Annotated in this window: 16 protein-coding genes; 12 read left to right on the forward strand and 4 right to left on the reverse strand. The window is 68.4% G+C overall.

Translation table 11 applies throughout. From position 1 onward, the window contains the following. Positions 1-23 precede the first annotated feature (23 nt). The 9 genes from K5K93_RS13395 (at position 24) to K5K93_RS13435 (ending at position 9674) form a co-directional block, all read left to right on the forward strand. Entirely contained in the window at positions 24-1298 is a 1275-nt protein-coding gene (locus K5K93_RS13395; RefSeq protein ID WP_222388145.1) for an NAD(P)/FAD-dependent oxidoreductase, read from the forward strand. Next, positions 1286-1840: a DUF3261 domain-containing protein gene (locus K5K93_RS13400; RefSeq protein ID WP_222388146.1), complete on the forward strand. Its 555-nt coding sequence runs from the start codon at positions 1286-1288 to the stop codon at positions 1838-1840. Before K5K93_RS13395 ends, K5K93_RS13400 begins: the two co-directional genes overlap by 13 nt. After that, positions 1837-3024 (forward strand): beta-ketoacyl-[acyl-carrier-protein] synthase family protein, encoded by a 1188-nt coding sequence (locus K5K93_RS13405; RefSeq protein ID WP_140225349.1) that lies wholly within the window; start codon positions 1837-1839, stop codon positions 3022-3024. Before K5K93_RS13400 ends, K5K93_RS13405 begins: the two co-directional genes overlap by 4 nt. Continuing rightward, on the forward strand, positions 3021-3479 hold the full coding sequence (locus K5K93_RS13410; protein WP_222388147.1) for a hotdog family protein: 459 nt from the start codon (positions 3021-3023) through the stop codon (positions 3477-3479). The genes K5K93_RS13405 and K5K93_RS13410 overlap by 4 nt, the downstream gene beginning before the upstream one ends. Beyond that, complete coding sequence (locus K5K93_RS13415; RefSeq protein ID WP_025877991.1) at positions 3476-4207, forward strand: 3-ketoacyl-ACP reductase FabG2; 732 nt, start codon at positions 3476-3478, stop codon at positions 4205-4207. Before K5K93_RS13410 ends, K5K93_RS13415 begins: the two co-directional genes overlap by 4 nt. Beyond that, positions 4207-5445, forward strand: a complete 1239-nt coding sequence (locus K5K93_RS13420; protein WP_025877989.1) for a beta-ketoacyl-ACP synthase — start codon at positions 4207-4209, stop codon at positions 5443-5445. Before K5K93_RS13415 ends, K5K93_RS13420 begins: the two co-directional genes overlap by 1 nt. Positions 5446-5482: 37 nt before the next feature. Continuing rightward, positions 5483-5923 (forward strand): hypothetical protein, encoded by a 441-nt coding sequence (locus K5K93_RS13425; RefSeq protein ID WP_025877987.1) that lies wholly within the window; start codon positions 5483-5485, stop codon positions 5921-5923. 159 nt (positions 5924-6082) lie between these two features. Next, positions 6083-6343, forward strand: coding sequence for a YcgL domain-containing protein (locus K5K93_RS13430; RefSeq protein WP_032976812.1), 261 nt, complete (start codon positions 6083-6085; stop codon positions 6341-6343). Beyond that, a complete protein-coding gene (locus K5K93_RS13435) occupies positions 6336-9674 on the forward strand; it encodes an ankyrin repeat domain-containing protein (protein ID WP_222388148.1) in 3339 nt (1112 codons plus the stop codon). Before K5K93_RS13430 ends, K5K93_RS13435 begins: the two co-directional genes overlap by 8 nt. Before the next feature lie 54 nt (positions 9675-9728). Here the strand turns inward: K5K93_RS13435 and K5K93_RS13440 are convergent, their stop codons facing one another. Continuing rightward, positions 9729-11516 (reverse strand): monovalent cation:proton antiporter-2 (CPA2) family protein, encoded by a 1788-nt coding sequence (locus K5K93_RS13440; protein ID WP_032976814.1) that lies wholly within the window; start codon positions 11514-11516, stop codon positions 9729-9731. 344 nt (positions 11517-11860) lie between these two features. Here K5K93_RS13440 and mgtE point away from each other — a divergent pair, with 344 nt between their 5' ends. Both mgtE and K5K93_RS13450 read left to right on the forward strand, forming a co-directional pair. Beyond that, the gene (gene mgtE / locus K5K93_RS13445) at positions 11861-13231 is read left to right on the forward strand and encodes a magnesium transporter (protein ID WP_093819494.1); all 1371 of its coding nucleotides are present in this window, start codon (positions 11861-11863) and stop codon (positions 13229-13231) included. Between the two features lie 135 nt (positions 13232-13366). After that, the gene (locus K5K93_RS13450; protein ID WP_222388149.1) at positions 13367-16093 is read left to right on the forward strand and encodes a bifunctional acetate--CoA ligase family protein/GNAT family N-acetyltransferase; all 2727 of its coding nucleotides are present in this window, start codon (positions 13367-13369) and stop codon (positions 16091-16093) included. Positions 16094-16135: 42 nt separating this feature from the next. Here K5K93_RS13450 and K5K93_RS13455 read toward each other — a convergent pair whose 3' ends face one another. Continuing rightward, complete coding sequence (locus tag K5K93_RS13455) at positions 16136-16516, reverse strand: YbjQ family protein (RefSeq protein ID WP_222388150.1); 381 nt, start codon at positions 16514-16516, stop codon at positions 16136-16138. 45 nt (positions 16517-16561) lie between these two features. Between K5K93_RS13455 and K5K93_RS13460 the strand changes: the two genes are divergently transcribed. Beyond that, entirely contained in the window at positions 16562-17263 is a 702-nt protein-coding gene (locus K5K93_RS13460; protein ID WP_222388151.1) for an alpha/beta hydrolase, read from the forward strand. 73 nt (positions 17264-17336) lie between these two features. On the opposite strand, the gene dkgB is transcribed toward K5K93_RS13460, so the two are convergent. Further along, positions 17337-18146, reverse strand: a complete 810-nt coding sequence (gene dkgB / locus K5K93_RS13465; protein ID WP_093819486.1) for a 2,5-didehydrogluconate reductase DkgB — start codon at positions 18144-18146, stop codon at positions 17337-17339. 85 nt (positions 18147-18231) lie between these two features. Further along, positions 18232-19446 carry an MFS transporter gene (locus K5K93_RS13470; RefSeq protein ID WP_093819484.1) on the reverse strand — a complete coding sequence of 405 codons (1215 nt, stop codon included), beginning with the start codon at positions 19444-19446 and terminating at the stop codon, positions 18232-18234. Positions 19447-19530 lie beyond the last annotated feature (84 nt).

A 19530-nucleotide genomic window follows, 5' to 3' on the forward strand; every position in this document is an offset into this window, starting at 1 on the left:
GATCGAGCAACAAGGACGCACCGATGACTACTGCTGTGGATGCCGCTGATTCTTCCCGCCACGAAGACGTGGAACGTACCGAGATCCTGATCATCGGCGCCGGCCCGGCCGGCTCGGTGGCCGCGGCGATGCTGCGCCAGCAGGGCCGCAAGGTACTGATGTTGGAGCGCCAGCAGTTCCCGCGCTTTTCCATCGGCGAGAGCCTGCTGCCGCAGAGCATGGAATACATCGAAGCGGCGGGCCTGCTGCAGGACGTGGTCGAGGCGGGCTTCCAGTACAAGAACGGCGCGGCCTTCGTGCACGGGAATGCGCGCACCGCGTTCGACTTCAGGAAGAAGTTCTCGCCGGGCTGGGGCACCACCTACCAGGTGCAGCGCGCCGACTTCGACAACGTGCTGGCGCGTGGCGCCGAGCGCATGGGCGCGACCCTGCGCTTCGGTGACGAAGTGCTGTCCGTCGAGCCGGGCGAGCAGCCGCTGGTGAGCGTGCGCCGCCCCGATGGCAGCGAGTACCGCATCGAAGCCGATTTCATCCTCGACGCCTCTGGCTTCGCGCGCCTGCTGCCACGCCTGCTGGACCTGGAATCACCGTCCAACTTTCCGGTGCGGGGCGCGATCTTCTGCCACGTGCGCGACAACATCCCGGCCGAAGCGGAATTCGACCGCAACAAGATCCTGATCACCACCCATCCCGAGCACATCGACGTCTGGTACTGGACGATTCCGTTCTCCAACGGCTGCTGCTCGCTGGGCGTGGTCGCCGAGCCATCGTTCTTCGAGCGCTACGAAGGCGACGACCTGCAGAAGCTGCAGGCCATCGTCGGCGAGGATCCGAACCTGACCTCGCTGCTGGCCAATGCCGAATGGGCGGTGCTGCCGGTGCGCCGCATCACCGGCTATTCGGCCAATGTCAGCTCGCTGTGGGGCCCGGGCTATGCGCTGCTGGGCAACGCCGGTGAGTTCCTCGACCCGGTGTTCTCCTCCGGCGTCACCATCGCGTTCAAGTCGGCGCAGCTGGCCAGCGAATGCCTCAAGCGCCGTTACGCGGGCGAGACCGTGGACTGGGAAAGCGAATTCTCGATTCCGCTGCGTGCCGGCGTGAAAACCTTCCGCCGCTTCGTCGAAAGCTGGTACCAGGGCGGCTTCCAGAAGATCATCTACCACCCCGACCAGCAGCCGCAGGTGCGCGACATGATCAGCTCCATCCTGGCCGGCTACGCCTGGGACACCAACAATCCGTATGTGGCCGACGACAGTGGCCGTCGCATGCGCGTGCTGGAGGAACTGTGCAGCGCCTGATCGTCCGCCTCTCCGCGGTCCTGCTGTGCCTGCTGCTGGCCGCCTGTGCCAGCCGCATGCCGCGGCCGCTGGTCGACCTGCCGCCGCTGCGGTTGGCACCGTCCAGCCTGCCGGCGCCGTTGGCCCTGCAGCAGCAACTGCACTTCCGCTTCGGCAGCCACGAGCGTGATCTGGATGCGCTGCTGGAAGCCGACGCGCAGCAGGTGCGGCTGGCCGTGCAGGCGATGGGCCAGACCGGCGTGCGCCTGCAGTGGGACGGCCAGCAGCTGACCCAGCAGCGTGCACCGTGGCTGCCGCCACAGGTACGTGCCGAACGCGTACTGGATGACCTGCAGTTCGCGCTGTGGCCGACGGACGCCATTGCCGCCGCGCTGCCGGCCGGCTGGCAGGTGAACGACGACGGCCGCCAGCGCAGCCTGTCCCGCGACGGCACCGTGTGGCTGCAGCTGCAGCGCCTGGGCGATGGCAGCGTGCAGCTGGACAACCGCGCCGAGGGCTACACCCTGCGCATCGAATCGATCGACATGGCCGGCCAGGAATGAAGAGCGCTCCCATTTTCCTGAACGACCTCGGCGTGGTCTGCGCGTTGGGCGAGGGCCGCACCGCGGTGGCTGCTGCGCTGTTTGCCGATGCGCCCGGCGGCCTGAGCGACAACGCCAGCCTGCTGCCGGGTCGCACCCTCGCGCTGGGCGAGGTGCACAGCCCGCTGCCGACACTGGAAGAATTGCCGGTGTCCCTGCGTGGCCGCAACAATGCCCTGCTGGACGTGGCACTGGCGCAGATCGCGCCGGCCGTTGCCGATGCCATCAACCGTTACGGTGCCGAGCGTGTGGCGGTGGTGCTGGGCACCAGTACCTCGGGCATCGGTGAATCCGAACAGGCGCTGCGTACCCGCGCCGAACACGGCCATTGGCCTGAAGGGTTCGATTACGCACAGCAGGAAATGGGCACCGCCGCGCAGTTCGTGCGTGAGCGCAGCGGTGCGCTGGGCCCGGCCTGGACGCTGTCCACGGCCTGTTCGTCCAGCGCCAAGGCGTTGATGTCGGCCGCGCGCATGCTGCGTTCGGGCATCGTCGATGCGGTCATTGCCGGTGGTGCCGATTCGCTGTGTCGGTTCACCGTTGCTGGGTTCAGTGCGCTGGAATCGGTCTCCGCAGTGCGCTGCAATCCGTTCTCGCAGCATCGCTGCGGGATCAACATCGGCGAGGGCGCCGCGCTGTTCCTGCTGACCCGCGATGCCGGCCCGGTCAGCCTGGCGGGGTGGGGTGAGTCGGCCGACGCGCACCATATGTCGGCACCGGACCCGCAGGGGCTGGGTGCCATCGATGCCCTGCAGCAGGCGTTGCAGCGTGCTGGCTGGGCACCTTCGGAAGTGGATTACGTGAACCTGCATGGCACCGCGACAGGCCACAACGACGCCATGGAAAGCCACGCCGTGGCGCAGGTGCTGGGCACCGCCGTGCCGGCCAGTTCGACCAAGCCACTGACCGGCCACACGCTGGGGGCGTCCGGTGCGATCGAAGCGGCGCTGTGCTGGATCGTGCTGGCCGGGAATCCGCAGCAGCAGCTGCCGCCGCACTGGTGGGACGGCGTGGCCGATCCGGCGCTGCCGGCGTTGCCGCTGGTAGCCCCGGCGACCTTCCTGCAGCAGCTGCCGCGGCGGGTGCTGAGCAATTCGTTCGCCTTCGGCGGCAGCAATGCCGTGCTGGCACTGGAGCGCCGATGAACATGCCGCTGTATGCCATCGAAGAGGTGGTGCCGCACCGCCAGGACATGTGCCTGCTGGGCCGCATCCTGCGCTGGGACCAGGAAGGCATCGAGGCGGAACTGGTGGTGCCCGAGGCCGGCCTGTTCATCGAAGACGGTGCGGTCCCGGCATGGGTCGGCATCGAATACATGGCCCAGGCCATCGCTGCCTGGGCCGGCTGCCGCGCACGCACGGCCGGCAACCCGCCGCAGCTGGGCTTCCTGCTTGGCAGCCGGCGCTACACCAGCACGCGCAGCAGTTTCCCCAGTGGCACCCGCCTGCAGGTACAGGCGCGTTGCGAGTTGTTGGGCGACAATGGATTAGGGATGTTCGCCTGCCGCATCCTGGCAGGCGAAGAAGAATGGGCGGTTGCCAACGTGTCGGTGTTCGAACCGGCCGACTCGATGGCCTATCTGGAGAGTGGACAGGCATGACAGGGAATCCAAGCGTGCTGGTGACCGGCGCGAGCCGGGGCATCGGCCGGGCCATTGCGCTGCGTATCGCGCGCGATGGCTTCGACGTGGTGGTGCATTGCCGCAGCCGTGTGGAAGAAGCACAGGCGGTGGCCGACGAGATCCAGGCGCTGGGCCGGCAGGCGCGCGTGCTGGCCTTCGACGTGGCCGACCGTGCTGCCGCGCGTGCTGCGCTGGAGGCCGACGTGGAGGCACATGGCGCCTATTACGGCGTGGTGTGCAATGCCGGCATCGCCCGTGACGGCGCGTTCCCGGCATTGTCCGAGGACGACTGGGACCAGGTGATCCACACCAACCTGGACGGTTTCTACAACGTGCTGCATCCGCTGATCATGCCGATGGTGCGGCGGCGCAAGCCGGGCCGCATCGTCACCCTGTCCTCGGTGTCGGGCGTGGCCGGCAACCGTGGCCAGGTCAATTACAGTGCGGCCAAGGCCGGCATCATCGGTGCCAGCAAGGCATTGGCGCTGGAACTGGCCAGCCGCCAGATCACCGTCAACTGCGTGGCCCCGGGCCTGATCGAGACCGACATGCTCAACGAAGAAGTGGTCGAACACGCATTGAAGCTGATCCCGGCCGGCCGCGTCGGCCGTCCCGAGGAAGTGGCGGCCACGGTCGCGTTCCTGCTGTCCGAGCCGGCCGGCTACATCACCCGCCAGGTGATCTCGGTCAACGGAGGGATGATCTGATGGCCGCCGATCGTCGCGTGGTGGTCACCGGTGCTGCCGCCATCAGTCCGCTCGGCCACGACTGGCCGACCATCCAGGCCCATCTGCGCAGCTGCCGCAATGCGGTGCGTTCGATGCCGGAATGGGATGTGTATGCGGGCCTGAACACCAAGCTTGCCGCGCCGGCGCAGGACTACGAGCTGCCGCCGAACTACAACCGCAAGACCACCCGCTCGATGGGCAAGGTGGCGATCATGTCGGTGCGCGCCACCGAGGTCGCCCTGCGTGAGGCGGGCCTGTTCGAGCACCCGGTGCTGCGCAGTGGCCGTACCGGCGTGGCCTATGGCTCGTCGTCGGGCAGCCACGAAGCCACCGGCGAATTCGGCCGCATGCTGCATGAGTTCACCACCGACGGCATCAGCGCCACTACCTACCTGAAGATGATGAGCCACACCGCGCCGGTCAACATCGGTGTGTTCTTCGGCTTGTCCGGGCGTGTCTACACCACTTCCAGCGCCTGTACGTCGGGCAGCCAGGGCGTGGGCGCCGGCTATGAAGCGATCCGCAGCGGCAAGCAGACGGTGATGGTGGCCGGTGGTGCCGAACAGCTCGACGCCACGGCTGCGGCGGTGTTCGACACCCTGTTTGCCACCAGCACGCGCAACGACGCACCGCACACCACCCCGCGTCCGTTCGATGCCGGCCGCGATGGCCTGGTGCTGGGCGAGGGCGCCTGCACGCTGATCCTGGAGGATCTGGAACACGCGCAGGCACGCGGCGCGACCATCCTCGCCGAGATCGTTGGTTACGGCACCAACAGCGACGGCCAGCACGTCACCCAGCCCAGCGCCGATACCATGGCCCAGGCCATGCGCCTGGCGCTGGAAGACGCCGGTCTGCAGCCGGCGCAGATCGACTACGTGAACGCCCATGGCACCGCCACCGACCACGGCGACATCGCCGAGACCCAGGCCACCGCCCAGGTGTTCGGCAGCCGCGTGCCGATCAGCTCGTTGAAGAGCTACGTCGGCCACATGCTGGGCGGTTGCGGCGCGTTCGAAGCCTGGATGAGCATCGAGATGATGCGCGCCGGCTGGTTCGCGCCCACCCTGAACCTGGTCGAGGTGGACCCGCGTTGCGGCCAGCTCGACTTCATCACCGGGCAAGGCCGCGAGCTGCAGGCCGAGTACGTGATGAGCAACAACTTCGCCTTCGGCGGCATCAACACCTCGCTGGTGTTCCGCCGCTGGAGCGCGTGACCCCGCCGTACCCGCACCCCAACAAGGAGACGTTCCGATGCGCCGCACCCTGCTGATCGCCACTGCCACCGCGCTGCTGGCCCTGACTTCCACCGCTTCGGCGCGCGATACCCGCGTCGAACAGTCCCTGCGCGAGCTGATCAGTTCGCAGGCCGCCAAAGATGCCGGCATCGACGGCAGCGTGCGCTTCTACCTGGCCGGCCAGCCGGTCAGCGTGCAGCAGCGGCTGGGCGAAGACGTGACCAACAAGAAGACCAACGCCGCCAACAAGAGCGATGTCGAGGCCTGCAACTGGGTCGCGCTGTCGGCACTGCTGGCCCTGCAGGACGGTGCCAAGTCGCGCGGTGCCAACGCCGTGGTCGACATCGTCAGCTACTACAAGAAGAACGAGTTCAAGAGCGCGACCAACTACGAGTGCTGGGCCGGTACCTTCGTCGCCGGCGTGGCCCTGAAGGGCACCTACGCCAAGGTCAAGTAAGCGCTGCCGACCGGTGGCGCAGCCTGAACGGCGTCGCCACATTGCTGAACCTCAACGGGGAAACGCCGTCGATCGCGCCGCCATCGTCGCGTGACGGCTTTCCCCGGTGTCGGCTTTCCGACACAATCACGGCTCTTCCCGGGTTATCGTCCCGTGGACATGCACGCCTACGTCTATAAAAGCCAACTCAAGCCGGACACCTACGTCTATCTCGCCCGACGCGATGACTTCAGCGCTTTGCCTGCGCCGCTGTCGGCGTCGTTGGGTTCGCTCGTCTTCGTGCTGGACGTGACCCTGGACGCGGAGCGCCGGCTGGCCCAGGCCGACCCGGCCAAGGTGCGCAGCGAACTGACCGAGCGCGGGTTCTACCTGCAGGTGCCGCCGTCGGTGAGCAGCATGATGCTGCGCCACTATGACTGAGCTTTCCCGATCCCGCGCCCTGTCGCTGGCCTTCACCCTGGGTGCCTTGCTGGCACTGGGTTCGGCGCTGGACGGCCTGCCCGGTGCGGTGCTGGCGGCACTGGCACAACCGGCGTTCGCGCTGGGGATTTCGTGGTGGCGGCGCAGCCGCGCGCTGCTGCCGCCGAAGGTGATCGTCCGCCAGGACCTGCCGGCGCTGCTGGCACTGTGGATCGCCGCGCCGTTGCTGCTGGCCCTGTTGCTGGCTTGGCCGCTGGCCGCGCTGCGCGACAGCGGTAGCCTGGCTGCGGTGCTGGGCCTGAGCGTGCTGGTCAGCGCTGGCCTGCTGGCGGCCTGGCGCACCTGGCCGCTGTGGAACGATGTCGAGCGCCTCGATGGTGGCCTGGCCCAGCATTGGCAGGCGCTGGCCGGCCGCGACCTCAGCGCCTGGCGTGGCCTCGGCGTGGCCGCACTGGTGATGGCCTTGGCCGCACTGGTGGTACTGCCGACCTGGCCGGGCCTGCTGCCGGAAAGCGCGCGTTGGCCGTCGGCACTGGCGGTGCTGCTGTTGTCGCCGCTGCTGCACCTGCTGCTGCAGCGCATCGCACCGGCGCCGCTGGTCTCGCTGCGCGGCCCGGTTGGCGCTGAACTGCCGGTCGATCGCGAAACGCTGTTCAGCGCTGCGGTGGACACCACGCCGCTGGAAGCATTGGCGCCGCAGGAGCTGACCCCGGCCCTGTACGAAGCCGCGCGCCACGGCCGCATCGACCGCGCGCTGCAACTGCTGCAGGCCGGCGCCGATCCGCATTCATTGCCTGACCCGAACTGGCGCGACCAGCGCAGCCTGGCTGTACTGGCCGCGGTATTGCCGGACCTGCGCCTGCTGCGCGAGCTGATCGGCCGCGGCGTCGATGTGAACGCGCCGCACCGTGGCATGACCCCGCTGCTGGCCGCGACCCGCGACAGTTGGCATGGGCGTCCGGAAGCGGTGATGACCCTGCTGGCCAACGGTGCCGATTCGCGCGCCACCGACAGCGAGGGCAACACGCCTCTGCACCACGCCGCGCGCAGTTCCGACCCGGGCGTAGCCGCGCTGCTGCGCGACGCGGCGGCTGAAGTGGACGCACTGAACCGTGATGGCTGGTCACCGCTGGCGGTGGCCTGCCAGGTCGGCAACTGGCGCCTGGCGCGCTTCCTGCTGGAGCGTGGCGCGCGCAGCGAACCGGCTGACGGCACCCCGGTGCTGCTGGCCGCGGCCGCCACCGAGGACGACGATCCGGCCGGCGTGCAGCTGCTGCTCAAGCACAAGGCACGTGCCGACGCGCGCGACCGCCAGCGCCGCAGCGCGCTGCATGAAGCCGCACTGGCCGGCCACGTGGACATCATTGGCGTGCTGCTGGCCGCCGGTGCCAACCTGGAAGCGCGCGATGCGCTGGGCCGCACCCCGTGGCTGGAAGCCGCACGCGCCGGCCGCGCTGCCGTGGTCGAGCACCTGCTGCCGCACAAACCCGACCTGGTTGCGGTCGACACCGATGGCCGCAACGCGGTGCTGCTGGCCACGATGGCCGAGGACGTTTCGCCGCTGTTGATCAAGCGCCTGCTGGAACTGGGCATCGCCGCCGACGGCAGCGATCCGGCCGGCCGGCGCGCGGTGGACTATGCCGCCGAAGCCGGTCGCTGGGCGATCGTGGCCCTGCTGGACCCGTCCTACCCGCTGCCCGCCGCCGTCAGCGATGGCCTGGCCGAGCGCGGTGAGACGGCCAGCGCCAGCGGCCTGTTGCCCGACCGCCCGCCGTTGACCCTGCTGCGCGAGGCGCTGGGGTTCGGCAATACCGATGGCATGGCCGCACTGGCCAGGCTTTGCCAGCCCGAAGAACTGGGTGGCCTGCTGCTCGATCCGGAGCTGGCGCTGGAGCCGCGTGCGGTCGACTGGCTGCTCGCCCATGGTGCCGATCCGTACGTGCGCGACGCCTGCGCAGATACGCCGATGTTCGCCCTGCTTTCGCGTGGCATCGATGCCGTGCCAGCCCTGCAGGTGATGCTGCAGCACGGCCTGTCGCCGGCCGGGCGTGGTGGCCTGGCGCGTTTCCTCGCCGCCTGTGCGCAGCACGACCAGGCGGCGCGTGGCCTTGAGCAGCTGGCGCTGGAACTGCTGGAGCGGGGCGCCGATCCGTTTGCCGCCTCGCCGGCCGGTGATCCGCCGTTGTCGCTGGCGGTGCGCCTGGGCTGGCTGCGCCTGCAGCAGGCCCTGCTCACCACCGGCGTGGACCGCGAAGCACGCGACAGCCATGGCATGACCGCGCTGCATCTGGCCACCGCACTGGCGCGCGAAAGCGCCTTGAAGCTGCTGGTGCAGCACGGCGCCTCGCCGGAAGCGCGTGCTGCCGATGGGCAGACACCGCTGGGCGTGGCGTTGTCGATCGGTCGTCGTGATCTGGCTGATTGGCTGGACTGGCGCGTCTGGCCGCTGCCGCGCCGGACCCTGCGCGAAGGCGATCTGCCGGCCGCCGCGATGGCCGGCGATGTCGACGCCGTGCGTCGTTTGAATGATCTGGGCTTTGCCATCGATGCCGTCGATGCGCAGGGCTGCACCGCGCTGCTGCGTGCTGCCGGCGGTGGCCACCTGGCCGTGGTCGACCTGCTGCTGGCGCGCGGCGCTGATCCGCAGCATGCCGCTGCCAGTGGTGCCACGCCGTTGTCAGCGGCGGTCAGCATGCGCCAGGTCGAGATCGTCTCGGCCCTGCTCGACGCCGGTGCGCAGCTCGAACACCGCCTGCCGGGCGGGGTCACCGTGCTGATGCTGGCCTCGGCGCTGGGCCTGCCGGACATCGTGGCGCGCCTGCTCACCGCCGGTGCCGATGTGCATGCCGGCGATGCCCAGCAGCTGGCGCCGCTGCACTGCGCAGCCCTGTATGGCTTCAGTGCGCGCGACCGTTCGCGCCTGCTGGCGCTGCTCGACACCCTGCTGCTGGCTGGTGCAGAGCCGGACCAGGCCGCCGCCGGTGCGGTCACGCCGTTGCTGCTGCTGATGGGCGCGCGTGCCGAACCGGGCACTGCCTGCGACGAGCAGGTGGTGATGGCCGCCGTCGAGCGCCTGCTGGATGAAGACGTGAGCCTGGACGTGCGCGATCCGCGCGGCTTCGGCCCGCTGCACTTGGCCGCCCTGCACGGGTTGCCGCTGCTGGTGCAGCGCCTGCTGCGCGCCGGTGCCGACCCGGAAGCGCGCGATGGCTTGAACCGCAGCCCGCGCGAGATCGCGGTGATGCGCGGCTTCATCGACGTCGCCGCCGAGTTCGAGCCGCGCGTGCCGGGCGTATCGTCGATGGCCAGGTTCCTGCGCGACAACGGCTGAAGGTCGCCTTCCATTGGGTGGGTGCCGACCGTTGGTCGGCACACCGGCCCGCGGTCAGCGCTCCTTGTCGCCGTCGCTTTCCGCGTCCGCTTCGAACAGGTGCATCAGGTCGTTGCGGGCATCGCGCGAGGTCTGGATCACGGCGGCTTCGTCGTCGTAGACCAGGTACTGGTCGCGCAGCAGCTTCTCGTCGTGCTCGCGGAACTGCTGCACATGGCGCTCGGCCACGTTCGGCGCTACGCCCAGCGCGGTCAGCACGCGCCCGCTCATTTCCAGGCTGGTACCGAATACTTCGCGGAACGGTTCGGCCGACATGTCCATCAACCGCCAGGCATGCTGGCGGTTGCGCGCACGCGCCAGCACCGTCGCGTCCGGGTACAGGCGGCGCACCATGCGCACCGCACGCAGGTTGGTTTCCGGGTCGTCCACGGTGATCACGAACACGTCGATGTGCTCGCCGCCGGCGGCGCGCAGCATTTCCGGCCGGGTCGGATCGCCGTAGTACAGCTGGTTGCCGAAGCGGCGCAGGTCGGCCACCGTGTCCGGGTTCGCCTCCAGTGCCACGAACGGCACCTTCTGCGCGGTGAGCAGGCGCGCGATCACCTGGCCGAAGCGGCCCATGCCGGCAATCAGCACCTTCGGGCGATTGTCCGGCGCCACCTTGTCGGCCTCCGCCGCCTGGCGGGGTGCGACCTTCTCCTCGCCGAGCAGGCGCATCAGGGCGATCATCAGCAACGGGGTGATCGCCATCGACAGGCCGACGATCGCCACCAGCCGGTCATGGTTGGCATTGCCCAGCAGATGCGCACGCTGGGCTTCGTTGAACACCACGAAGGCGAACTCGCCGCCCAGCCACAACACGCTGCCCAGCAGCAACGACTGCCGCGAGCTGAGTCTGGCGATGCGGCCGATGGCGTACAGCAGGCTGAACTTCACCACCAGCAGGATCGCCACGCCCGCAGCGATCATCCACGGTTCGGCGGCGATGCGGTCCAGGTCGATGCCCATGCCCACGGCAATGAAGAACAGGCCCAGCAGCAGGCCCTTGAACGGCTCGATCTGCGATTCCAGCTCATGCCGGAATTCCGAATCGGACAGCAGCACGCCGGCCAGGAATGCCCCCAGGCTGGGGCTCAGCCCGGCTTCCTGCATGAACCAGGCGGTGCCCAGCACCACCAGCAGCGCGGTGGCGGTGAACACCTCCGGGCTGCGGGTGCGGGCGATGATGCCGAACACCCGGCGCAGCACCGGCCGCCCGCACAGGATCACCACCGCCAGCGCGCCCAGCGCGACGGCCGCATCTTCCCAGCGCAGCGTCTCGTTCTTGACCCCGCCCAGCAGCGGAATCGCGGCCAGCAGCGGAATGGCGATCAGGTCCTGGAACAGCAGGATGGCAAACCCCAGCCGGCCATGGTCGCTGTTGATCGCCTTGTGTTCGGACAGCAGCTGCAGGCCGACCGCAGTCGACGACAGCGCCAGCGCCACGCCCACCACCAGCGCGCTCTTCCACTGGAAGTGATCGAGCAGCAGCAGGCCGCCCAGCACCAGCCCGGACAGCGCCACCTGCGCCGCGCCCGCACCGAACACCGACCGCCGCATCACCTTCAGCCGGGCCGGGGACAGCTCCAGCCCGATCACGAACAGCAGCATGACCACGCCGATCTCGGCCGCGCCGAGGATGCGGTCGGCGTCCTGTACGAAGCCCAGACCGTCCGGCCCCAGCACCACGCCGGCCGCCAGGTAGCCCAGCACCGCGCCGAAGCCGAACTTCTTGAACACCGGCACCGCGATCACCGCGGCCAGCAGCAGCACCAGTGCCAGTTCCAGACCACCGCTATGCATGGGAATACCTGGTCATCGGGAGGCCGGCTGTGCGTCCGTTCGGCGGGGGGGGAAAGTGCGGCAGATGCCACCTGGGCATTATGCGCGCGCCGCTGTGTACGCACGAGAACGGCAGCGGGCCCATTGTCCGGTCAGCGCGGCGGGTTGACCTGCACCGACCGCAGGTCCAGACTGCCCGCCGCTGCCGGCGTGTCCGGCAGTACACCCCTCCGGAGTCCCCAACCCATGTCCAGCGACAGTAGAAGTCGACCTCGGTCGACGCCAGCGATGGCCACCGCCTGACACCGGGACGGTTTGCCTGCGTTGGCGTTGCGCGAAGTCGCACCCCATGAAGGCGAATCACCATGAACCAGAAGCAATTGCTGCGTCCGGTGGCCGATGCCGCAGCATTGTCGGCACCGCTGGCGAACTACAACACCGCCGATGCGGTGGAATTCCTCAACACGCTCGAACTGGAGCGCGCCGCCGAGACGCTGGCCGCGCTGTCGCTGCCGCGTGCAGTGAAGATGCTCGAGGCGCCGGAGCTGCACCGCAGTGGCGAACTGGTTGCCGCACTGCCGCCGGCACGCGCCGCTGCGCTGCTGGGGTTGATGGCCGACGACCGTGCCACCGATATCGTCCACGAGCTGGATGAAGAAGAACGCGCGCGGCTGATTCCGCTGCTGGGCAACGAAGCCCGGCAGACCATCCAGAAGCTGCTGAGCTACCCGCCGAACACCGCCGGTGCGCTGATGACCACCGAGTTCGTCGCCGTGCCCGCCACCTGGACCGTGGCCCAGACCCTGCAGCACATCCGCCAGGTCGAACGCACGCGCGAGACCGTGTATGCGATCTACGTGCTCGACCCGGCCAACCAGCAGCTGCAGCAGGTGGTGACCATGCGCCGGCTGATCACCGGGCTGCCGGAGGAATCGATCCTGGATGTGGCCCAGGTCAATCCGCCGGTGATGGTGGATGCGCAGATGGACCAGGAAGACGTGGCGCGGCTGATCCGCCGCCACGATCTGCTGGCCATTCCGGTGGTGGACGCGCAGCAGCACATGCTCGGCATCGTCACCGTCGATGACATCCTCGATGCGCTGATCGAAGAATCCACCGAGGACGCGCACAAGTTCGGCGGCATGGAAGCGCTGGACAAGCCGTACATGCAGATCGGCTTCTTCGAGATGCTGCGCAAGCGCGCCGGCTGGCTGAGCGTTCTGTTCGTTGGCGAGATGCTGACCGCCAGCGCGATGCAGCACTACGAGGACGAACTGGCGCGCGCGGTGGTGCTGACCCTGTTCATTCCGTTGATCATGAGCTCGGGTGGCAACTCCGGTTCGCAGGCGACCTCGCTGCTGATCCGCAGCCTGGCGCTGCGCGAACTGCGCCTGCGCGACTGGTGGAAGGTGGCCCTGCGCGAAGTGCCCACCGGCATGGTGCTCGGCGCCATCCTCGGTTGCCTGGCCATCGTACGCATCGTGATCTGGCAGCTCGGTGGCTTCCATGACTACGGCGAGCACTGGATCCTGCTGGCGATCACCATCGGTGCCGCGCTGGTGGGCATCGTCACCTTCGGCTCGCTGTCCGGGTCGATGCTGCCCTTCATCCTCAAGCGGCTGGGCTTCGACCCGGCCAGTGCCTCGGCCCCGTTCGTGGCCACCCTGGTGGATGTGACCGGCCTGGTCATCTACTTCAGCATCGCCGCGATGATCCTGCACGGGACGCTGCTGTAACGGCGGCGTCATCCACGCATGGCGTGGATCCACTGGTCCTGGCCTGCGTAGTAGATCCACGCCCTGCGTGGATGCGATGCCAGGTTCCTGCGCACGATCATGCCGCCGCAGCGCCGGTCCGTGTAACGTAGGCACATGAGTACCTACCACCTGCAGTCCGTGTTCCGTCCGCAGTCGGTCGCGGTGATCGGCGGCAGCCCGCGTGAGCGCTCGGCGGGCCGCGCAGTGATGCGCAACCTGCGCGGCACCGGCTTCCCCGGCAAAGTGGCATGGATCAACCCGCGCCATGCCGAGATCGATGGCATCCGCACGGTGAAGCGGCTGAAGGACCTGGACTGGGTGCCCGATCTGGTGGTGATCACCGCGCCGGCCGCCATCGTGCCGCAGGTGGTACGCACCGCTGCCGAACGTGGCGTGCAGGCCGCGATCATCCTCACCGCGCATCTGGGAGAAGGCCCGGGCTCGCCGTGGGCACAGGTGGAGGCCGCCGCGCGCGCGCATGGCCTGCGCATCCTTGGCCCGCACTGCCTGGGCGTGATCGCACCACATGCACGGCTCAATGCCAGCATCGCTGCGCATTTCCCGCAGGCCGGCGATCTCGCGCTGATCTCCGAATCCTCGGCGATTGCCGCGGCCCTGGTGGAGTGGGGCGTGGCGCGTTCGGTAGGGTTCTCCGCCGTGGTTTCGCTGGGTGACACCATGGACGTGGACTTCGGCGACCTGCTGGATTACTTCGCCACCGACTACCGTACCCGCGCCATCCTGCTCTATGTCGAGCAGATCAAGGACGCGCGCAAGTTCATGTCGGCCGCGCGCGCCGCTGCGCGTGCCAAACCCGTGGTGGTGGTGAAGTCCGGGCGCGCCGAACGGGTGCAGCCGGGCAGCGCCGATACCCACGTGCAGGCACTGGCGCGCGCCGATGATGTGTACGGCGCGGCATTCAACCGTGCCGGCCTGCTGCGGGTGAGCGCGCTGGACGAACTGTTCACCGCGGCCGAGTCGCTGGGCCGGCTTGGCACCTTCCCCGGTCGTCGCCTGGCCATCCTCAGCAACGGCGGTGGCGTCGGCCACCTGGCGGTGGACCAGCTGATCGCCCTGCAGGGCACGCTGGCGCAACTGTCCGACAGCACCGTGCAGAAGCTGGATGCGGTACTGCCGCAGGGCTGGACGCGCAGCAATCCGGTCGACATCGTGGTCGATGCCGATGGTGATCGCTATGCCACTGCCATCGAAGCGTTGCTGGCCGACAGCGAGAACGATGCGGTGCTGGTGGTCAACGTGCCTACCGCGTTCACCTCGTCGGCCGATGCGGCGCAGGCGCTGACCCGTACGCTCGGCCTGCGCCCGCGCCACCACCGCGACAAGCCGGTATTCGCGGTGTGGCTGGGCAACGACGACCAGGCCACTGCCACCCTCAATGCCGCACGCGTGCCGACCTATCCCACCGAAGCGGAGGCCGTGCGCGGCTTCCAGCATCTGGTGCGTTACCGGGAGGCACAGAGTGCGTTGATGGAAACGCCGCCGAGCCTGCCGCAGGATTTCAGCGTGGATACCGCGCGTGCGCGCGCGCTGGTCGAAGCCGCGCTGGCCAATGGCCAGGGCTGGCTGGACCCGTTGGCCACCCATGAACTGCTGAAGGCCTACGGCATCCCCTCTGCACCGGTGATGCACGCGCGAGATGCGCACGAGGCGATGGACCTGGCGCAACCCTTGCTGGAGCGTGGCGCGACAGTCGCGCTGAAGATCCTGTCGCCCGATATTCCGCACAAATCCGCAGTGGATGGCGTGCGCCTGAATCTGGCGACGCTGCCGGCGGTGCAGAGCGCGGCCAAGGCGATCCTTGCCCGTGCACGCCAGCTGCGGCCGGACGCGCGCATCGACGGCCTGCTGGTGCAACCGACCATCGTCCGCCCGAAGGCGCGCGAGCTCATCGTCGGGATCGCCGACGACGCCACGTTCGGACCGGTGATCGTGGTCGGGCGCGGTGGCACGGCGGTGGAAGTGATCAACGACAAGGCGCTGGCGCTGCCGCCGATGGACCTGCGCCTGGCCCACGAGCTGATCGGCCAGACGCGGGCCTCGCGCATCCTCAAGGCCTATGGCGATGTGCCCGCCGCCGATGAGCGCGCACTGGCACTGGCGCTGGTAAAACTGGCGCAGCTGGCGGCGGACATTCCCGAAGTGCGCACGCTGGACATCAATCCCCTGCTGGTGGACAGCAAGGGCATCCTCGCACTGGACGCGCGCGTGGCGGTCGCGCCGTCGCGCATCCTGCACAAGGGCCGTGGCCATCCACGCTTCGCCGTGTTCCCGTATCCGAAGGAGTGGGAGCGCACCATCGAGCTGTCCGACGGCGGTCGCGCGTTCGTGCGCCCGGTGCGGCCGGAAGATGACGCGCTGTTCCGTGCGTTCTTCGCGCGTGTCAGCGACGAGGATCTGCGTCTGCGTTTCTTCCAGTCGGTGAAGCATTTCAGCCACGAGTTCATCGCCCGCCTGACCCAGCTGGACTACGCGCGCTCGATCGCATTGGTGGCGCTCGAACCGCGCAGCGGCGAGATGCTCGGCGCGGTGCGACTGCATGCCGATGCGGATTACCACCGTGGCGAGTACGGCATCCTGATCCGTTCGGATCTGAAGGGCCACGGCATCGGCTGGCGCCTGATGGCGATCATGATCGAGTACGCCAAGTGGCTGGGCCTGGACGTGGTGGAAGGCCAGGTGCTGCGCGAGAACAGCACCATGCTGGCGATGTGCCGGAGCCTGGGCTTCAAGACCCGGCTGGACCCGGACGACCCGACGGTGATGATGGTGACGTTGCCGGTGCAGCAGGTGGAAGTGCCCGACGTCCCGCCGGTGGCGTGACCGTGACGGTAGCGCCGGGCCACGCCCGGCGGAACATCGGATTCAACGCAGCGGCTCGACCACCACCGCCGTGCCATAGCACAGCACTTCGGTCAGCCCGGTCATCACATCGGTGGCGTCGTAGCGCATGCCGATGACCGCGTTGGCCCCCAGCTGCCGTGCATGCTTGACCATGTCGCGATAGGTTTCCTCGCGCGCCTGCTCGCACAGCTCGGTGTAGATGGTGATGTTGCCGCCGAAGATCGTCTGGATGCCGCCAAGGAAGTTGCCCACGATCGAGCGCGAGCGTACGGTGATGCCGCGCACCACGCCCAGGTTGCGCGCGATGCGGTAGCCGGGCAGCTCGAAGGCGGTGGTCACCATCGAATCATCCAAGCGCGCTGCGGACGTGGTCGGGGTACCGCTGTTGTAGGGGTCGGCCATGGGTGTCTGGTCGTGTTGTGGGTTTGAAGACGCCACAATACCCACATGACCGACCGCATTCCCCTGCTGCTGCTCCCCGGCCTGCTCAACGATGCCGAACTCTGGCGCGCGCAGCTGGCCGATCTGGCCGATATCGCCGACTGCACCGTGGGCGACCAGACCCGCGGCGAGACCCTGCAGGCCGTTGCCGAGGAGGTACTGGCGCAGGCGCCGGAACGGTTTGCGCTGGCCGGTTTCTCACTGGGCGGCTTCGTCGCCCAGCAGATCCTGCGCACCGCGCCGGAGCGGGTGCTGCAGCTGGCCCTGATCGACACCTCGATCCATGCCGACTCCCCGGAACGTGCCGAACAGCGCCGCAGCCAGCGCGCCAGCGTGCGCCTGCCCGGCAGATTCCACGGCTTTGGTGACGCGCTGATGCGCAGCTATATCGACGCCTCGCGGCTGGACGACTACGTGCTGGTGCAGCGCGTGCGTGACATGACCGCACGGCTGGGTGCGGAGGTGTTCCTGCGCCAGAGCGCGCTGGAGCGCAGTGATGGCCACGATGTGCTGGCCGGCTACCGCGATCCGCTGCTGATCGTCTGTGGTGCGAACGACCGCATCACGCCGTTGGCGGTGAGCGAGGAGATGCACGCGCTGGTGCCGCATTCGCAGCTGGTGGTGGTGCCCGATTGCGGGCACCTGGCACCGATGGAGAAGCCGGACGAGGTGAGTGCGGCAATGCGCGGATGGTTGTTGCAGTACTGATGGATCCGCCGGGCATGGCCCGGCGCTACCCACCGTCATCCGGTAGCGCCGGGCCATGCCCGGCGGCCGTTCTTCAATCCCAGGCCGGTGCGATGCCTTCCGGATTGGCCAGGCGGTGGCCACGGTCCAGCTTGGCGATCTGCGCCATGTCGTCTTCGGTCAGGCGGATCGCGGCGGCTTCCAGGTTGCTGGCCAGGTTCTCGCGCTTGGTCGACGACGGAATGACCGCGTAGTCCTGCTGCAGCGCCCATGCCAGCGCGATCTGCGCCGGGCTGGCCTGATGACGGCCGGCGATGGCCTGGATCACTGGGTCCTTGATCACCTCGCCGTAGGCCAGGCTCATGTAGGCAGTGACGCGGATCCCGTTGTCCTGCAGGAACTTCACCAGCAGGCGGTTCTGCAGGTAGGGGTGGATCTCGATCTGGTTGGTGGCGATGGCATCGGCGCCGAGGATCTCGATCGCCTTGCGGGTCTGGGCGATGGTGAAGTTGGAGATACCGATCTCCCGGGTCAGCCCCTGTGCCTTGGCCTCAGCCAGGGCAGGCAGATATTCCTCCATCGGCGTGTCGACCTTGTCGTTCGGTGACGGCCAGTGGATCAACGCCAGGTCGACGTGGTCGGTGCGCAGCTTTTCCAGGCTGGTGTGCAGGCTGGCCAGCAGCGCATCGCGCTTGAACTCGGTGATCCACACCTTGGTGGTCAGGTAGATCTCGTCACGCGGCACGCCGGACTCGGCGATGGCCTGGCCGACCTCGGCTTCGTTGCCGTAGATCTGCGCGGTGTCGATGGCGCGGTAGCCGACGTCCAGCGCGTTGCGCACCGAGTCGATCACGGTCTGGTCTTTCAGGCGGAAGGTGCCGAGGCCGAAAGCGGGGACAGTCATGGAGAACTCCAAAGCGGGGGAAGGAGATGATGGGAAAGGGTAGGGCAGGGGCCGTGTGCATGCCGGCAACGGTGCATTGCACGCATCAGTGCGCGCTCACCGCGATGCCTTCGGCGCGATCATCGATGCCGTCGCGACGGTCCAGGCGGCCGCTGAGTGCCGTCAGGGCGAACGCACCGACCACCACCAGCGCACCCAGCCACGGCGTATGCATCAGGCCGATGTGCTCGACCACCAGGCCGCCCAGCGACGCACCCAGCGCGATGCCGATGTTGAAGGCGGCGATGTTCAGGCCCGAGGCCACATCGGTCGCCTGCGGTGCGTAGCGCTGTGCCTGCTTGACCACATACACCTGCAGGCCGGGCACGTTGCCGAACGCCACCGCGCCCAGTGCCAGCACGGTCAGCAGCATCAGCCAGGTGCTGTGGGCGGTGAAGGTCATGACCAGCAGCACGATGGCCAGCAGCGCGAAGATGCGCTTCAGTGCGGGAATCGGGCCCATGCGGTCGGCCATGCGGCCGCCCCACAGGTTGCCGATCGCCACCGACACGCCATACACCAGCAGCACCAGGCTGACCGCGTTGGCCGAGAAGCCGGTGACGTCCTGCAGGATCGGCGCCAGGTAGGTGAAGGACAGGAAGGTACCGCCGTAGCCAAGCGCGGTGATGGCATACACCATCAGCAGGCGCGGCTGCGCAAGCACGCCCAGCTGCTGGCGGAAGGTGGCCGGCGCGCTCTGCGCCAGCCCGCGCGGCACGAACAGCAGGCTGCCCAGCAGCGCGATCACGCCCAGGCCGGCCACGGCCAGGAAGGTCGCGCGCCAGCCCAGGTGCTGGCCGATGAAGGTGCCCAGCGGCACGCCGGTCACCAGCGCCACGGTCAGGCCGGTGAACATGATGGCGATCGCGCTGGCGGCTTTCTCTTTCGGCACCACGGCGGTGGCGATGATCGAGCCGATGGAGAAGAACACGCCGTGCGCCAGGCCGGTGAGGATGCGGGCGACGATCAGCGAGGTGTAGCCCGGTGCCATCCATGCGATGACGTTGCCGAGGGTGAACAGCACCATCAGCGCCACCAGCAGGGTCTTGCGCGGCACGCGGCCGGTGAGCGCGGTCAGCACCGGCGCGCCGACGGCCACGCCCAGGGCATACAGGGAGACCAGCAGGCCGGCCGAGGGCAGGCTGACCTGCAGGTCGGCAGCGATGGTCGGGATCAGGCCGACGATGACGAATTCGGTGGTGCCGATGGCAAAGGCACCGAGGGTCAGCGCCAGCAGGGCGAGCGGAATGCCACGGATCATGACAGTGTCCAGAGGGAAGGAAGGCGCGCAGTGTGCGCGGCCGACCTTTGCCGAAAAACCGGTCTTCACGCCAATCACTCTTGC

Origin of the sequence: Stenotrophomonas sp. DR822 (genome assembly GCF_019793815.1) — a bacterium.
GTDB lineage: Bacteria > Pseudomonadota > Gammaproteobacteria > Xanthomonadales > Xanthomonadaceae > Stenotrophomonas > Stenotrophomonas indicatrix.

Bases quoted from the DNA above. Each gene is read 5' to 3' on its own strand.
- K5K93_RS13460 (WP_222388151.1), top strand. From the start codon at position 16,562: ATGACCGACCGCATTCCCCTGCTGCTGCTCCCCGGCCTGCTCAACGAT.
- K5K93_RS13420 (WP_025877989.1), top strand. From the start codon at position 4,207: ATGGCCGCCGATCGTCGCGTGGTGGTCACCGGTGCTGCCGCCATCAGT.
- K5K93_RS13405 (WP_140225349.1), top strand. From the start codon at position 1,837: ATGAAGAGCGCTCCCATTTTCCTGAACGACCTCGGCGTGGTCTGCGCG.
- mgtE (WP_093819494.1), top strand. From the start codon at position 11,861: ATGAACCAGAAGCAATTGCTGCGTCCGGTGGCCGATGCCGCAGCATTG.
- K5K93_RS13425 (WP_025877987.1), top strand. From the start codon at position 5,483: ATGCGCCGCACCCTGCTGATCGCCACTGCCACCGCGCTGCTGGCCCTG.
- K5K93_RS13450 (WP_222388149.1), top strand. From the start codon at position 13,367: ATGAGTACCTACCACCTGCAGTCCGTGTTCCGTCCGCAGTCGGTCGCG.
- K5K93_RS13435 (WP_222388148.1), top strand. From the start codon at position 6,336: ATGACTGAGCTTTCCCGATCCCGCGCCCTGTCGCTGGCCTTCACCCTG.
- K5K93_RS13440 (WP_032976814.1), bottom strand. From the start codon at position 11,516: ATGCATAGCGGTGGTCTGGAACTGGCACTGGTGCTGCTGCTGGCCGCG.
- K5K93_RS13415 (WP_025877991.1), top strand. From the start codon at position 3,476: ATGACAGGGAATCCAAGCGTGCTGGTGACCGGCGCGAGCCGGGGCATC.
- K5K93_RS13470 (WP_093819484.1), bottom strand. From the start codon at position 19,446: ATGATCCGTGGCATTCCGCTCGCCCTGCTGGCGCTGACCCTCGGTGCC.
- K5K93_RS13430 (WP_032976812.1), top strand. From the start codon at position 6,083: ATGCACGCCTACGTCTATAAAAGCCAACTCAAGCCGGACACCTACGTC.
- dkgB (WP_093819486.1), bottom strand. From the start codon at position 18,146: ATGACTGTCCCCGCTTTCGGCCTCGGCACCTTCCGCCTGAAAGACCAG.
- K5K93_RS13455 (WP_222388150.1), bottom strand. From the start codon at position 16,516: ATGGCCGACCCCTACAACAGCGGTACCCCGACCACGTCCGCAGCGCGC.
- K5K93_RS13395 (WP_222388145.1), top strand. From the start codon at position 24: ATGACTACTGCTGTGGATGCCGCTGATTCTTCCCGCCACGAAGACGTG.
- K5K93_RS13410 (WP_222388147.1), top strand. From the start codon at position 3,021: ATGAACATGCCGCTGTATGCCATCGAAGAGGTGGTGCCGCACCGCCAG.